Genomic DNA, 13638 nt, shown 5'->3' on the forward strand with positions numbered 1-13638 from the left:
ACCGAAACCGCGATCACGCAGGCGGGCCGCTTGGCGACGACGGTTCCCCTGCCGCCGATCTTCGCGCCAGGCACCGTGCTCGACCCCTCTGGCCCACTCGTTGACGGCGCCGTCGTCATCGATGAGACGGTCGAGCCTCTGGCTCCCTGGTCGGCAATCGTCCGTGCTGGGCAGGTGCTCACCATCGTCGACGTCGGCGGCAACCAGTCCGCAGACTGCTTGATCTACAACGCCGTAGACACCGATGAACGGTACTCCGTGCCCGACACGCTGGCCTGGCAGGGCAATGCGTACATCCGCGAGCACTCGGTGCTGCGCTCCAACCTGGGGCGACCCTTGATGACGGTCGTGGGCAACGAGATCGATCGCCACGACACCATCGGCGGCGCCTGCTCGAAGGAGTCGAACACCCTCCGCTACGGGCAGCACACCGAATTTCAGCACGCCTGCCGCGAGAACTTCCTCGCCGAGGCCGCCAGGCACGGGCTCGGCGTGCGCGACCTCGTCTCGAACCTGAACTGGTTCATGAACGTGCCGGTCGAAGCAGACGGATCCCTCGGAATCGTCGACGGGCTGTCCGGGCCAGGCAAACGCGTCGCCGTCCGCGCCGAGATCGACGTGCTCGTGATCGTCTCCAACTGTCCACAGATGAACAACCCGTGCAACGAGTTCAACTGCACGCCCTTGCGGATGATCGTCACCGAACCGGCTGAGAACACCTGGACGGACGCAGCATGAGCGGTTTCGACACGCTCCTGATCGCCAACCGTGGCGAGATCGCAAGGCGCATCATCCGCAGCGCCTCGCGCCTGGGTCTGCGCACCGTGGCCGTGTACTCGGACGCCGACCGCGCAGCACCGCATGTTCGCGAGGCCGACCACGCAGTGCGCCTGGGACCGGCGCCGGCGCGCGAGTCCTACCTGAACGTCGACGCCGTTCTGGATGCCGCCGACCGCTTCGGGGCAGGAGCCATCCATCCGGGATACGGCTTTCTCTCCGAGAACCTCGACTTCGCCCGGAGCGTGGATGCCCGCGGCATCGCGTTCATCGGCCCGACCGTCGAGCAGATCGCCGCGTTCGGAGAGAAGCACACCGCACGCGAACTCGCCGCCCTCGCCGGTGTCCCCATGCTTGCGGGCACCGGCCTGCTCCAGAACGCGGACGAAGCGGTCGCCGAGGCCGAGCGCATCGGCCTTCCCGTCATGCTGAAGGCAACGGGCGGCGGCGGCGGAATCGGCATGCAGGCGTGCAGCACTCCCGCCGAGGTGCGGGAGGCGTTCGACCGGGTGGCACGCCTCGGTTCGAAGAACTTCGGTTCGGCCGGCGTCTTTCTCGAACGTCTCGTGCGACCGGCACGGCACGTCGAAGTGCAGCTGTTCGGCGCAGGAGACGGCAGGGTTGCCGTGATCGGCGACCGGGACTGCTCGCTGCAGCGCCGCAACCAGAAGGTCATCGAAGAGGCACCGGCGCCTGCGCTTCCCGACGCCGTGCGCCGCCGACTGCACGAGTCGGCACGGGCGCTGGCGGAGTCCGTCGACTACCGATCGGCCGGCACCGTGGAGTTCGTCTACGACCCGATCAGGGAGGAGGCCGCGTTCCTCGAGGTCAATACGCGGCTGCAGGTGGAGCATCCGGTCACCGAGGAGGTCTACGGCGTCGACCTGGTCGAACTGATGCTGCTGCTCGCCCGCGACGGTGCAGACGCTCTCGAATCCGACATGTTCACCGCGCCGTTCGCGCCATCCGGAAGCGCGTTCGAGGCACGCGTCTACGCAGAGGACCCCTCGAACAACGGGATTCCCAGCTCAGGTCTCGTGACCCAGGCCGTCTTCCCCGGCGCCGGTTCGCCCGAACGCCGAGGCATCCGTGTCGACGGCTGGATCGAAACCGGGCTGGAGGTCTCGCCGTACTACGACCCGATGCTCGCCAAGGTCATCGCGAGCGGCCCGACCCGCGATGACGCGCTCGATCTGCTTCGCGAGGGCCTGAACGCGAGCCGCGTCGACGGAGTCGTCACCAACCTCGGGCTGTTGCGGTCCCTCGTCGACGAGGTGCCGCTGCGAGCCGCAACCCACTCCACCTCGACTCTCGACGGCGCGGCCGATCCCGAGCCGCGCATCGAGGTTGTTGACGCCGGTGCGATGACGACGGTGCAGGACCTGCCAGGCAGGATCGGCTATTGGCAGATCGGAGTGCCGCCGAGCGGCGCGATGGATGCCCTCTCGCTGACCGAGGCGAACCTCGCGGTCGGCAATCCGGCAGGTGCACCCGGTCTCGAGATCACCATGACCGGGCCCACCCTCCGGTTCACCGCGCCGGCTCTGGTGGCACTCGCCGGCGCCCCGATACCCGCCTCCCTCGACGGCGAACCCGTCGCGCTCTGGGAGCCGATCGAGGTGGCCGCAGGATCCACGCTTGCTCTCGGCAGCATCCCTGGCCCAGGGCTGCGCAGTTACCTCGCCGTTCGAGGCGGCATCGACGTTCCGCTCTATCTCGGCAGTGCTTCGACCTTCACCCTTGGCGGATTCGGCGGCCACGGGGGCCGCGCCCTGATGCCAGGCGACGTGCTGCGGCCCGGATCTCCCGATTCCGATGCCCCGCATCCTGCCCTGCCCGTGGGAACGAGGCTCGGCCGGATCAGCGGCCCGACCCCGGCCGACCGGCGACCCACGCTCACCTCCGCGTGGCGCATCGGGGTCACCGAGGGCCCGCACGCCGCGCCGGAGTTCTTCACCCGGCACGACATGGATACGTTCTACGCCAGCGACTACGAGGTGCACCACAACTCGGCGCGCACCGGCGTGCGCCTCATGGGGCCGCAGCCGGAATGGGCGCGCACCGACGGCGGCGAGGCCGGCCTGCATCCCTCGAACATCCACGACAACCCGTACGCGATCGGCGCGATCGACTTCACGGGAGACACCCCGATCATCCTCGGCCCCGACGGACCATCGCTCGGCGGATTCGTCTGCCCCGCCGTCGTCGCGAGCGGCGAGCTCTGGAAGATCGGGCAGCTGCGTCCCGGCGACACCGTTCGATTCGTACCGATGCGGGAAGCGGATGCCGCTGGGCCCCTCGAAAAACGCACGTCACCCGCGCTCATCGGCAGCACCGGAGACGGAGACGACGGAATCATCCTCCGCCTCGATGCAACGGATGCTCGCCCCTCGGTGACGTACCGACGTGACGGCGACGACAACCTGCTGGTCGAGTACGGCGACCTCGAACTCGACCTTGGGCTGCGGATGCGCGTGCACGCCCTCATGACGGCGATGCGGGATGAGGCACCGCACGGCGTACTCGAGCTGACGCCCGGCATCCGGTCGTTGCAGATCCACACCGACTCGAACATCCTGAAGCCCACGGCCCACGCTGCCCTGCTACGCGAGCTCGAGGCCGAGATTCCCCCGACCCACGAGCTCGTCGTTCCCTCGCGCACCGTACGACTGCCGCTGTCGTGGGACGACCCGGCCACGCACCTCGCGATCGAGCGCTACATGAACGGGGTGCGCAGCGACGCGCCATGGACGCCGTCGAACATCGAGTTCATCCGGCGGGTCAACGGCCTGGAGTCCGTCGACGACGTGTACCGAACGGTCTTCGACGCCAGCTACCTCGTGCTCGGGCTCGGCGACGTCTACCTCGGCGCGCCCGTGGCCACCCCGTTGGACCCTCGTCACCGCCTGGTGACCACCAAGTACAACCCGGCGCGCACGTGGACGGCCGAGAACTCGGTCGGCATCGGCGGCGCCTACCTCTGCATCTACGGCATGGAAGGGCCCGGCGGCTACCAGTTCGTCGGTCGCACCGTGCAGATCTGGAACCGCTTCCGCCGGGGCGGCCTGTTCGCCGAGAACCCGTGGGCGCTGCGGTTCTTCGACCGCATCCAGTGGTACCCGGTCTCTGCTGAGGAGCTGCTCGAACTGCGCGCCGAAACGGATGCCGGCCGCGGCGAATTCGAGACCGCCGACGGCAGCTTCGCGATCGCCGACTACCAGCGGTTCCTGGCAGACAACGCCGATTCGATCGCCGAGTTCCGCGCCCGCCAGACCGCCGCCTTCGACGCAGAGAAGGACCGGTGGCGCGCGTCGGGCGAGTTCGACCGGCAAGAGGAGTCGAAGGTCGCGCCCGTCGTCGATGAGATCGTCCTGCCCGAGGGCAGCGTCGCGGTTTCGGCTCCCTTCACCTCGACCGTCTGGCAGGTCTCGGTCGCGCCGGGCACGGTCGTGGCGGCGGGCGACAAGCTGATGGCGTTGGAGGCCATGAAGATGGAATCGGCCGTCACCGCTCCGATCGCAGGCGTGGTCGCCGGCGTCTACACGACGGTCGGCGATCAGGTCTCACCCGGGCAGGTTCTCGTCTCGATCGGAGCGAGCTGATGCAGGGGGCCGTTGCGCGGGTGCGGCAGGCGTATGCACGCATCCACGAGGCCGGCCGGCCTGAGGTCTGGATCAGCCTGCGAGAAGAGGCGGATTGCGTCAGCGAGGCCGAGGCTATCGAGGCTCGGGTCGCGGCGGGTGAGCTGCTTCCGCTTGCTGGACTCGTCGCGGCGGTCAAGGACAACATCGACGTGCGCGGGTTGCCCACCACTGCGGCGGCCCCCACGTTCGCTTATCTTCCGGATGCCGACTCGACAGCGATCGCGCGGCTGCGGGCCAATGGCGCGATCGTGATCGGCAAGACCAACCTCGACCAGTTCGCCACGGGCCTCGTCGGAACGCGCAGCCCGTACGGAGCGGTCAGGAACGCGTGGGACCCCGAGCGCATCTCCGGAGGTTCCAGCTCCGGATCTGCCGTCGCCGTCGCTCTGGGAATCGTGGACATCGCCCTCGGCACCGACACCGCCGGATCGGGCCGAGTACCTGCCGCCCTGAACGGCGTCGTCGGGGTGAAGCCCACCCGAGGACTGATTCCCACCACGGGCGTCGTGCCTGCCTGCCGGAGCCTGGACTGCGTCACCGTTTTCGCGCGAGACCTCCGGCTCGCCCGGCGCACCGTGCAGCTTCTGTCCGGGGACGACCACCGCGACCCCCTCGCGCGACCCGAGGCTGAGGCATCCGCCCGAACCCGGGATGCGATCGGCCCGACCCCTCGCATCGCCGTGCCGATCGCCGACCAGCTCTCCGGGCTCGCACCCGGCTGGGCGGAGGCCTTCCAGTCCGCAGCCGACACGCTGACCGCGGCCGGCGCGCAGATCGTGCACGTGGACATCCAACCGCTCCTTGCCGCCGCCGCCCTGCTTTACGACGGCGCATACGTCGCGGAGAGGTACAGCGCCGTCGGCGAACACATCCAGGAGCACAGCGACCACATCGGGGGCGACCTCGACCCGTCTGTCGCACAGATCATTCTTGGCGGCGCGCACCACACCGCCGCCGAGCTGTTCGACGATGCCGAACGACTGCAGAGCCTTGCGGCAGAGGCGAGGGATGCCCTGGCCGGCTGCGACGCGCTGCTCACGCCCACCACAACGTGGCATCCGACAATCGCCGAGGTAGCGGCCGATCCGATCGGCGCCAACAGCAGGATGGGCCGCTTCACCAACTTCGCCAACCTGCTCGATATGTGTTCGCTCGCGATTCCGGCCGGCACCGTCGACGGCCTGCCGTTCGGGGTCATGCTGACGGCAGAGGCGTTCCATGACGGCGCGCTCACGCAGATCGCCGAGCTGCTCATGGCGCCCGCAGTCGAACTCGTCGTCGTCGGCGCGCATCTGACCGGGCAGCCGCTCAACCATCAACTGGTGTCATCGGGCGGCAGCCTCGTTGCCGAGGTGACGACGTCTCCGGACTACCGGCTCTACGCGCTGAACACCACACCTGCGAAGCCCGGGCTGCTGCGCGTATCCGAGGATGGGTTCCCGATAAGGGGCGAGCTGTGGTCGCTGCCGGCCGCCGGATTCGGCCGCTTCGTCGCCGGGCTTCCCGCGCCCATGACGATCGGGCCGGTCTCGCTCGCAGACGGCCGCAGCGAGCCGGGTTTCCTCTGCGAAGCGGTTGCGACATTCGAGGCGGAGGACATCAGCGCGCACGGCAGCTGGCGTGCGTGGCGCGGATCTCTCCGTGCCGAATGACAAAATCGGTGGTGTGACCAACCTCAGCGGCAACCGGCCGGGGCGCCCGCGGGCAAGCGCGGAGAGTGCGCCGTCGCAGCGCTCGGGACGTGAGCAGATCCTCGACGCGGCCGCCGCACTGTTCGTCGAGTTCGGGTTCTCCGCGACGTCGACACGCGCGATCGCGGATCGGGTCGGCATCCGTCAGCAGTCCCTCTACTATCACTTCGCCGGCAAAGACGAGATCCTCGTCGAGCTGCTGAACGGATCGGTTCGCCCGTCCAACGACTTCGTGAGGAGCATCGAGGCCGGCGTCGTCGACCGCGACTCGGCGGCCGCCGCGCTGTACGCGCTGGCGAGCGTCGATGCGGCGACGCTGCGACGCAGCCCGCACAACATCGGCACGCTCTACCTCCATCCCGAAGTGCAGGATGCCCGCTTCGACGGCTTCCGCGAGGAACGGCTGCGCTTGGCCGCGGCGTACGCCCGACTGGGTCGTGCAGCAGGCAGCCCGGACGCCGTCGCCGCGCTCGACGAGTGGCGGCTGGGCATGCTGCTCATCCACATCGCCGAGGTCATCATCCAATTGCGCCGTGAGGGCAGTGCCGACGAGCAGGATGACGTCCTCGTCGCCGAGTCCTGCCTGCGGGCAGTCGGACTGCATGCCGCCGCCATCGATCGTGCACGCGCTGAGGCTGCCGGGTTGATAGAGTTCCGCGGCGGTCGGCCGTAGATGGTTCAATGGCGCGGATGAACAGCGCGAGGTATCTGTCGGCCGCGGTCCCGCTCCGACTCGCCAGCGCGGGCACGTCCGCGGCGATCCCGGTGCTCGCGGTGCAGCAGGTGCACAGCATCGCGATCGGCGGCGGCCTGGTGGCGGCATCCCTTGCTCCGAGCGTTCTCGCCGCCCCGATCGCCGGCGTGATGCTCGACCGCAGCCGTCACCCCACCCGCCTCATGGTGCTGTCCGGAATCGTCACCGCCATCGCGTTCGCCTTCGCCGCTTTCCTCGGCGGGATACCGACTCCCGTCGTCGCCGTCGTGCTCGTCGCAGCGGGCGCCGTCACACCGTTCTTCATGGGCGGCATGTCGAGTTTCGTCACGGATGCCATCCCGGGGCCCGCCGAGCGCGCGTTTGGCACCGACGCGCTCGCCTACAACATCGGAAGCGTCGCGGGCCCCGCCATTGCCGCCGCGGCGATCACGTTCGCCTCCGGGCGCGCCTCGATGCTCGTCCTGGCCGGCATCGCCGCTATCGGCACGATCGCCTCGGCTCTGCTCAAGCTGTCTCCGCATCCCGAGCATCCCGACCGGCCGGGCGTGCTGCGCGAGATCGCGCGCGGCTCCCGCTTCATCGCGACGCATCGTCCGCTCGCCGCTGTGACGGCGTCCGGCACCCTCAATCAGCTGGGCCAGGGCGCGCTTCCCATCGCGGCCATCGGGGTCGCGATGGCGACGACGCGGAACGAGGGCGACGCGGCATGGATCGTCACCTCTTTCGCCATCGGAGCCCTCCTCGGCTCACTCGTCGTGACCGTGCGGCCCATCCGCCGTGTTCCCGCCGCCACCGTCATGGCTGTCGCCGCCATCGCGACGGGACTTCTCGCTATCGCCGCCGCGATCGTGCCTGGTCTTCCGGCGGTCATCGTTCTCGTCGGCCTCTCCGGCATCGCGACCGGTCCAGGAGTCGCGGCCATGCTGCTGCTGCGCACGCAGCACAGCCCACGCCAGCTTCGCTCCCAGGTCTTCACGGTTGCGGCCGGACTTCGCGCGACGGCCGCTGCGGTGGGCGCGGGCCTCGCGGGTCTGATGCCGTCGGGTGCGGGCGGCCCGTTGCTCGCCCTGATCGGCGCGTGCTGGATCGTTTCGGCGGTGATCCTGGCTGCGTACCCGCGGCACGCTGTCGCGGTCGACCAAACGGCGCAACCATCGGACGATCCGGTGGGCTGACATGTCCGCTACCGCTGAAGGTTGCGGGCTGGGGATCAGCTCTCCGGCTCGTCGTCCTTCGTGAAGACGTTCTTCGCAACGCCCATCGCCGACATCGCCTTGGGCCAGCCGGCATAGAAGGCGAGATGCGTGATCGCCTCGATCAGCTCCTTCTCGGCTACGCCGTTCTGCTTCGCGAACGCCAGATGGAAGTTCAGTTGCTCGGTGTTCCCGCCTGCGAGGAGCGCGGCGACGGTGATGAGGCTGCGGTCGCGCTTCGACAACTGGGCCCGCTCCCAGACCTCGTCGAAGAGCACCTCGTCTGTGTAGTGCGCGAGCCCGGGAGCGAAGCCGCCGAACGCGCGCTGTCCACCGGTCCAGCCAGGTGTTTCGTCGGTCATGTTTCCGTCCTTTCAGCGAGGCTCGACACGCACGGTGGCGGCGCGAACCTTCGCGCTCAGCATCGGCGGCAGATAGGGGCTGCCCCCGTACTTGTTCTCATAGGCCGCGTCGACCAGAGGGTCGAGCCGCTCGTCCCCGATCGGGGTGAAGGAGACATCCTTCTCGATGCCGCCGGCGGTGATCCGGCCGGCGCGCTGACTTGCCGCCGCACCGTACCAACGCGAGCCCGTGCCGTTGTATGCACGCACGTAGATGGCGCCGTCGACGACGACCGACCAAATCCAGGTGGGCGTACCGAGGCTCACGCCGTCGGCGCGAAAAGGAGAGATGTGCAGGTCGTTGCTGGAGGCGATGGCCTCCAGTTCGTCGGGTGTCCAATCGGTCATGCCATCAAGTGAACGTCCGCGCGAGCGCGCGTGGGAGCCCCCGCCGATACAGGTACCGACAGAGACTCCCTCCCTTTCGGGCCGGCACGTAGCCTCTGAGGACGGGCTGTTGCTCCCGCCCATGGCGGCTACCGAAGCGTCGACGAAGGAGAACGCATGAACATCGAACCGGCGATACCAACGTCAAAGAACCCTCCCGAGCAGTTCGCCGGGGATGTCTGGCTCGACCCCATCGCGCTCCCCCACGAGGGCGACCAACGCATGATCGTCTCGACCGTGCGGTTCGCGCCAGGCGCCCGCACCGCCTGGCACTCCCACGCGCGCGGCCAATACCTGCGCGTAACCCAAGGGGTAGGGCGTTTCGGCACCCGCGACGGACAGATCATCGAGGTCCATCCGGGTGAGACGCTCTACACACCGCCCGGTCAGGAGCACTGGCACGCGGCCGCCCCAGGATGCTTCATGGAGCACATCGCGATGCTCGAGAACGCGGACGACCCGACGGACACCACAACCTGGCTCGAGCACATCACCGACGACGAGTACAACGGCGCCGCCGACGCGTGACTTGCATATTGTTCTGTACCGAACGATAATTGTTCGGTACCGAATGAATGGAGTGAGCATGCCAACTCGTATCGCGCTCGTTACGGGAGCCAATCAAGGCGTCGGGTTTCAGGTCACCAAAGAGCTGGTGGCGAATGGCGTCACGGTGTTCCTGGGGTCACGAGACCTCGCACGCGGTGAGACGGCCGCACAGCAGATCGGTGAGGGTGCGCTGCCCCTGCAATTAGACGTGACCGACCGGGAGTCGATCGCCGCTGCCGCTCAGCGCATCGAAGACGAGTTCGGTCGCCTCGACCTGCTCGTCAACAACGCCGGCATCTCGCGGGCACACCGTGGAGACGGCGACTTCCTCAAGGACTATGCCGAAGCAAACAAGGCGAGCACGGCCTCATTGGACGAGATCCGGAGCGTGTGGGAGACCAACGTGTTCGGCACACTGGCCGTGTATCAGGCGACGCTCCCGCTTCTGCGGAAATCGTCGGACGCGCGCATCGTCAATGTGTCGAGCGGTGTCGGATCCCTCACCGATAACGCCGACCCGAGCTTTCCGTATCATTCGATGTTCGGCCCGGTGTATCCCGCTTCGAAAGCGGCCGAGAACGCGATCGCATTGTCGATGATGGTCGAACTCGAGTCGACCGACATCAAGGTCAACCTGGTGTCGCCGGCCTTCACCGCCACCAACCTCAATGGCTTCGCCGGAACGGAGTCGGTGGAAGACGGATCCCGCGAGGTGGTGCGCGTGTGTCTGCTCGGTCCCGATGGACCGACCGGAACGTTCACCAGATGGGAGAACACCCCCATCCCGTGGTAATACTTGCCGCATGAGCGAGCCCACTTACGAACCGGAATCGATCGGAACGTGGGCCAAGCGGTATTACTACGCCAACCGGGCGGCCGTGGACGCCGTGCTGCGTCCACACGGGATCGGGTCGACGCAGTGGGCGGTCCTCTACCAACTCGACGCGAACGGCCCCACCTCGCAGCGCGACCTTGGGCCGGCCCTGCACATCGAACGAGCCAGCCTCAGCGGCATCATCGCCACACTCATCCGCAAAGGCCTCGTCGAACAGACGCCATCCGCGACGGACCAACGCCAGCGACTCGTCGCGCTGACCCCCGCCGGTCGAGAGCTGTGGGAGCAACTCCCCGACCCATTCGCCGAAGTTCGAACGGTCGCCCTGGCGGGCCTTGACGCGGACGACCTGGCAACGGCGGTGCGAGTGCTGCAGCGAGCGACCGAACAGGTCGAAAGACACACTCCGGTACCTACAGCGCACCCAGGCGGAACCTCACCCGGTGGATGACGAGACCTGAAGTCGTAAGGCCACGACGTCATCATCCAGGAAGGACACGCCATGAGGATCCTTGTAACCGGCTCGTCCGCCGGTCTCGGCCGCGACACCGCCGCCGCGTTGCTTGATGACGGGCACGACGTCATCGTTCACGTGAGAAACGAGGAGCGGCTGGCCGCAGTCTCGGACCTCGAAACGCGGGGGGCGGACGTGGTCGTGGGAGACCTCAGTGATCCGGGCCAGACGCGGGAACTTGTGCCGCGGATCCTCGCGATCGGACCAGTGGATGCCATCGTGCACAACGCGGGCGTCATGCACGGGCCCGGGCTCCTGCAGGTCAACGTCGTCGCCCCGTTCCTCCTCACCGCCCTCGTACCGGCAGAGCGGAACATCTACCTCAGCAGCGGCATGCACCGCGGCGGACATCCCTCCCTGGAAGGAATCGACTGGAGCAGTCCGAGCAGTACGGCGTCCTACTCCGACAGCAAGCTCTTCGTCACCGCACTGGCCGCCGCCGCGGCCCGGCTGCGTCAGGAGACGATCAGCAATGCCGTCGACCCGGGCTGGGTACCGACACGCATGGGCGGCCCTGCGGCGCCGGATGACCTGCGGCTCGGGCATGTCACCCAGCAGTGGTTGGCGACGAGCGACGACCCAGAAGCCTTGACGAGCGGCGCGTACTGGCACCACCAACGCCGTCAGCGACCGCATCCGGCAGTCCTCGACACCGTCTTTCAGGATGCGCTCGTTCTCTCGCTTGAAGAGGCGACCGGCGCAACTCTGACACGCCCGCTGTCCGATTGACAGCAGGACCGATTCCGGCAGCTACGGCACGACCGCTGAGGCCCGCCGGCCACCCCGGACCATCCCTGGCGCCGGCTACATGCCGGGAACCGGGGTGAGTTCGTAAACGTCGATCGTCCCGCCCATCGCTCGGTGCGGGTGCCCGGTCAGCAATGACTCCACCGAGTCGGCGTCCTGCGCCTCGATCAGACTGTAGCCGCCAACACTGCGATCCGCACCTGTAGAGACTGCCGCGGTTGGCGCGCCGAAATCGATCAGACCATCGCCGACCTGCTGCGCCCAGCTGTTCCATGCCGAGTTCATCTCGGCGGCCTGCTCGGGCGTCGGTTCGGGCATCGCGGCCATGGCTTCCGGGTCGGCACGATAGAGAAGAAGATAACGAGCCATTTCTGGCCTCCGATCAGCATGCGGGCGTCATTGCCCACAACACCAGAACCTAGCTGCAGCAGTATGCCCGGTCAATGAGCGCTAGCCCGGCGGTGCAACGGCGATCGGCGCTGGGAGTGAAGCCTGTGGTGCCCAGCGCCTCGGCGCATAATGACCGTATGGCGGACGCCCTGAGCGATGCCCGCACGGCTTACGCGAGCCGTCGCTGGGAGGACGCCTACGCCTTGTATGCCCGAGCGGATGCCACGGCCGCCCCAGGCGCGACCCTGGCACTGGACGACCTGGGGCGGTACGCACGCTCGGCGTCGCTGACGGCGCGCGACGGCGAAGCCTTCGTTCTGCTTGAACGCGGCTACGCTCAAGCGCTCGCCGCCGACGAGGAACTGCGCGCTGCGGAGTACGCATTCTGGCTGGGCTTTCGGCTCTTCTCCCTCGGGAAGACCGGTCGGGCGCAGGCCTGGCTGGAGCGCTCGCGCGAGATCGCGGAGCGGAACGGCGACTGCGTGCAGAACGGCTGGCTGCTTGTACCGCGCATCCACGGCGAGCTCATCGCGCACCGCAACCGCGAGGCATTCGAACTCGCGCAGGACGCGGTCGCTTGCGCCACACGACACGGGGACCCGGATCTGGCGGCCCTCGCCCTCCAGCTCGGGGGCCGGGCGCTGATCGAGGACGGAGACGTCGAGGCAGGCATCCGCATGCTCGACGAAGCGATGCTCACGGCGACCTCGGCGGTCACGGAACTTACCCGCGGCCTCGTCTACTGTTCAGTGCTGGGATGCTGCGAGCGAGTGTTCGCGGTCGACCGGGCGCGGGAGTGGTCGGCGGTGCTCGGCGAGTGGTGCGACTCTCAGGCGCAGCTCGGAACATTCAACGGCACCTGTCGTGTGCATCGCGCGGACCTCTTCCTGTTCGCCGGCGAGTGGGATGCCGCGCTGAAGGAGGCCGAGCGCGTCCTGACCGCGCCCGCCTCGGACCAACGCGAGCGTGCAGGTGCCGCCTACGTGCAGGCGGAAGTGCTCCGGCTCCGAGGCCGGAGTGCGGGCGCGGAGAAGCAATACGCCGCTGCGGCGGCCGGTGGCTTCGATCCACAGCCGGGGCTGGCGCTGCTTCGGCTCGCCCAGGCCGACGTTCCGACGGCGGCGAGCGGCATCCGGCGTGCGGTAGCGACCACTTCCAGCCCGCTAGGTCGTGCACGCCTCCTCCCCGCGGCCGTGCAGATTCTGCTGGCGGCGGGCGAGGCCGACGAAGCGGCTGCGGCAGTTCAGGAGCTCTCCTCCGTCTCCGACCGTTTCGCGACTCCGGTGCTGTGTGCCGAAGCGGCGCAGGCGCGCGGGCAGGTTCTTCTCGCCCGCGGCGATCCGGCGACCGCCGTTGAGCAGTTCGCACAGGCACTGGACGGATGGCAAGGGCTGCGGGCGCCGTATGAAGAAGCCCGCACGCGGCAGCTGCTCGCCGAGGCGTTCGCCGCGCTCGGCGACGCAGAGGGCGCCCTGATGCAGCGGGAGAGCGCCCGGACTGCGCTTGAAGCCCTCGCGGCGCCGCCGGAGCGCGGGAAGGCGTCCCACGCTGTGCTGAGCCCACGTGAGTCCGAGGTGCTCGGGCTGGCGGCGACCGGCATCACGAACAAGGAGATCGCCGAGCGGCTGCGGCTCAGCACGCGCACGGTGGACCGCCACGTGAGCAGCATCCTGTCCAAGCTCGGCGTGCCATCGCGCACGGCAGCCGCTGCCTACGCGTACGAGCACGAGCTACTGCGAACCTGACGGGCGTGGTGCCGCGTGGGTGAAAACACCCATACGAGTTCTGCCAGGTG

At 68.3% G+C, this 13638-nt stretch carries 13 protein-coding genes; 10 read left to right on the forward strand and 3 right to left on the reverse strand.

Annotated elements, in window-relative coordinates:
- The first annotated feature begins 48 nt into the window (after positions 1–48).
- The 5 genes from ACO2Q7_RS06065 to ACO2Q7_RS06085 are packed head-to-tail and all read left to right on the forward strand — an operon-like array spanning position 49 to position 8002.
- A complete protein-coding gene (locus ACO2Q7_RS06065; protein WP_423355980.1) occupies positions 49–738 on the forward strand; it encodes an urea amidolyase associated protein UAAP2 in 690 nt (229 codons plus the stop codon).
- Positions 735–4379: an urea carboxylase gene (gene uca / locus ACO2Q7_RS06070; RefSeq protein WP_423354713.1), complete on the forward strand. Its 3645-nt coding sequence runs from the start codon at positions 735–737 to the stop codon at positions 4377–4379. The genes ACO2Q7_RS06065 and uca overlap by 4 nt, the downstream gene beginning before the upstream one ends.
- Positions 4379–6073, forward strand: a complete 1695-nt coding sequence (gene atzF, locus ACO2Q7_RS06075) for an allophanate hydrolase (RefSeq protein ID WP_423354714.1) — start codon at positions 4379–4381, stop codon at positions 6071–6073. The genes uca and atzF overlap by 1 nt, the downstream gene beginning before the upstream one ends.
- 13 nt (positions 6074–6086) lie before the next feature.
- Entirely contained in the window at positions 6087–6785 is a 699-nt protein-coding gene (locus ACO2Q7_RS06080; protein WP_423354715.1) for a TetR/AcrR family transcriptional regulator, read from the forward strand.
- 17 nt (positions 6786–6802) lie between these two features.
- Complete coding sequence (locus ACO2Q7_RS06085) at positions 6803–8002, forward strand: MFS transporter (RefSeq protein WP_423354716.1); 1200 nt, start codon at positions 6803–6805, stop codon at positions 8000–8002.
- 35 nt (positions 8003–8037) lie between these two features.
- On the opposite strand, the gene ACO2Q7_RS06090 is transcribed toward ACO2Q7_RS06085, so the two are convergent.
- Positions 8038–8382, reverse strand: a complete 345-nt coding sequence (locus tag ACO2Q7_RS06090) for a carboxymuconolactone decarboxylase family protein (RefSeq protein WP_423354717.1) — start codon at positions 8380–8382, stop codon at positions 8038–8040.
- A gap of 12 nt (positions 8383–8394) precedes the next feature.
- A complete protein-coding gene (locus tag ACO2Q7_RS06095) occupies positions 8395–8769 on the reverse strand; it encodes a DUF2255 family protein (RefSeq protein ID WP_423354718.1) in 375 nt (124 codons plus the stop codon).
- A gap of 156 nt (positions 8770–8925) precedes the next feature.
- On the opposite strand from ACO2Q7_RS06095, the gene ACO2Q7_RS06100 reads away from it, so the two are divergent.
- Genes ACO2Q7_RS06100 through ACO2Q7_RS06115 form a run of 4 tightly spaced genes read left to right on the forward strand, consistent with a single transcriptional unit; the run spans position 8926 to position 11435 of the window.
- On the forward strand, positions 8926–9336 hold the full coding sequence (locus ACO2Q7_RS06100; protein ID WP_423354719.1) for a (R)-mandelonitrile lyase: 411 nt from the start codon (positions 8926–8928) through the stop codon (positions 9334–9336).
- 58 nt (positions 9337–9394) lie between these two features.
- A complete protein-coding gene (locus ACO2Q7_RS06105) occupies positions 9395–10150 on the forward strand; it encodes an SDR family NAD(P)-dependent oxidoreductase (RefSeq protein WP_423354720.1) in 756 nt (251 codons plus the stop codon).
- A gap of 10 nt (positions 10151–10160) precedes the next feature.
- Positions 10161–10643, forward strand: coding sequence for a MarR family winged helix-turn-helix transcriptional regulator (locus ACO2Q7_RS06110; RefSeq protein ID WP_423354721.1), 483 nt, complete (start codon positions 10161–10163; stop codon positions 10641–10643).
- Positions 10644–10694: 51 nt separating this feature from the next.
- A complete protein-coding gene (locus ACO2Q7_RS06115) occupies positions 10695–11435 on the forward strand; it encodes an SDR family NAD(P)-dependent oxidoreductase (protein ID WP_423354722.1) in 741 nt (246 codons plus the stop codon).
- A 75-nt stretch (positions 11436–11510) separates the two neighbouring features.
- On the opposite strand, the gene ACO2Q7_RS06120 is transcribed toward ACO2Q7_RS06115, so the two are convergent.
- Positions 11511–11780, reverse strand: a complete 270-nt coding sequence (locus ACO2Q7_RS06120; protein ID WP_423354723.1) for a hypothetical protein — start codon at positions 11778–11780, stop codon at positions 11511–11513.
- Positions 11781–11980: 200 nt separating this feature from the next.
- Here ACO2Q7_RS06120 and ACO2Q7_RS06125 point away from each other — a divergent pair, with 200 nt between their 5' ends.
- On the forward strand, positions 11981–13588 hold the full coding sequence (locus tag ACO2Q7_RS06125) for a LuxR C-terminal-related transcriptional regulator (protein WP_423354724.1): 1608 nt from the start codon (positions 11981–11983) through the stop codon (positions 13586–13588).
- Positions 13589–13638 lie beyond the last annotated feature (50 nt).

Source organism: Rathayibacter sp. KR2-224 (assembly GCF_049446075.1).
Taxonomy (GTDB): Bacteria; Actinomycetota; Actinomycetes; order Actinomycetales; family Microbacteriaceae; genus Humibacter.

Excerpts from the sequence above, each read along its gene's own strand:
- uca (WP_423354713.1), top strand. The coding sequence starts at position 735 with ATGAGCGGTTTCGACACGCTCCTGATCGCCAACCGTGGCGAGATCGCA.
- atzF (WP_423354714.1), top strand. The coding sequence starts at position 4,379 with ATGCAGGGGGCCGTTGCGCGGGTGCGGCAGGCGTATGCACGCATCCAC.
- ACO2Q7_RS06085 (WP_423354716.1), top strand. The coding sequence starts at position 6,803 with ATGAACAGCGCGAGGTATCTGTCGGCCGCGGTCCCGCTCCGACTCGCC.
- ACO2Q7_RS06090 (WP_423354717.1), bottom strand. The coding sequence starts at position 8,382 with ATGACCGACGAAACACCTGGCTGGACCGGTGGACAGCGCGCGTTCGGC.
- ACO2Q7_RS06095 (WP_423354718.1), bottom strand. The coding sequence starts at position 8,769 with ATGACCGATTGGACACCCGACGAACTGGAGGCCATCGCCTCCAGCAAC.
- ACO2Q7_RS06100 (WP_423354719.1), top strand. The coding sequence starts at position 8,926 with ATGAACATCGAACCGGCGATACCAACGTCAAAGAACCCTCCCGAGCAG.
- ACO2Q7_RS06105 (WP_423354720.1), top strand. The coding sequence starts at position 9,395 with ATGCCAACTCGTATCGCGCTCGTTACGGGAGCCAATCAAGGCGTCGGG.
- ACO2Q7_RS06110 (WP_423354721.1), top strand. The coding sequence starts at position 10,161 with ATGAGCGAGCCCACTTACGAACCGGAATCGATCGGAACGTGGGCCAAG.
- ACO2Q7_RS06115 (WP_423354722.1), top strand. The coding sequence starts at position 10,695 with ATGAGGATCCTTGTAACCGGCTCGTCCGCCGGTCTCGGCCGCGACACC.
- ACO2Q7_RS06120 (WP_423354723.1), bottom strand. The coding sequence starts at position 11,780 with ATGGCCGCGATGCCCGAACCGACGCCCGAGCAGGCCGCCGAGATGAAC.
- ACO2Q7_RS06125 (WP_423354724.1), top strand. The coding sequence starts at position 11,981 with ATGGCGGACGCCCTGAGCGATGCCCGCACGGCTTACGCGAGCCGTCGC.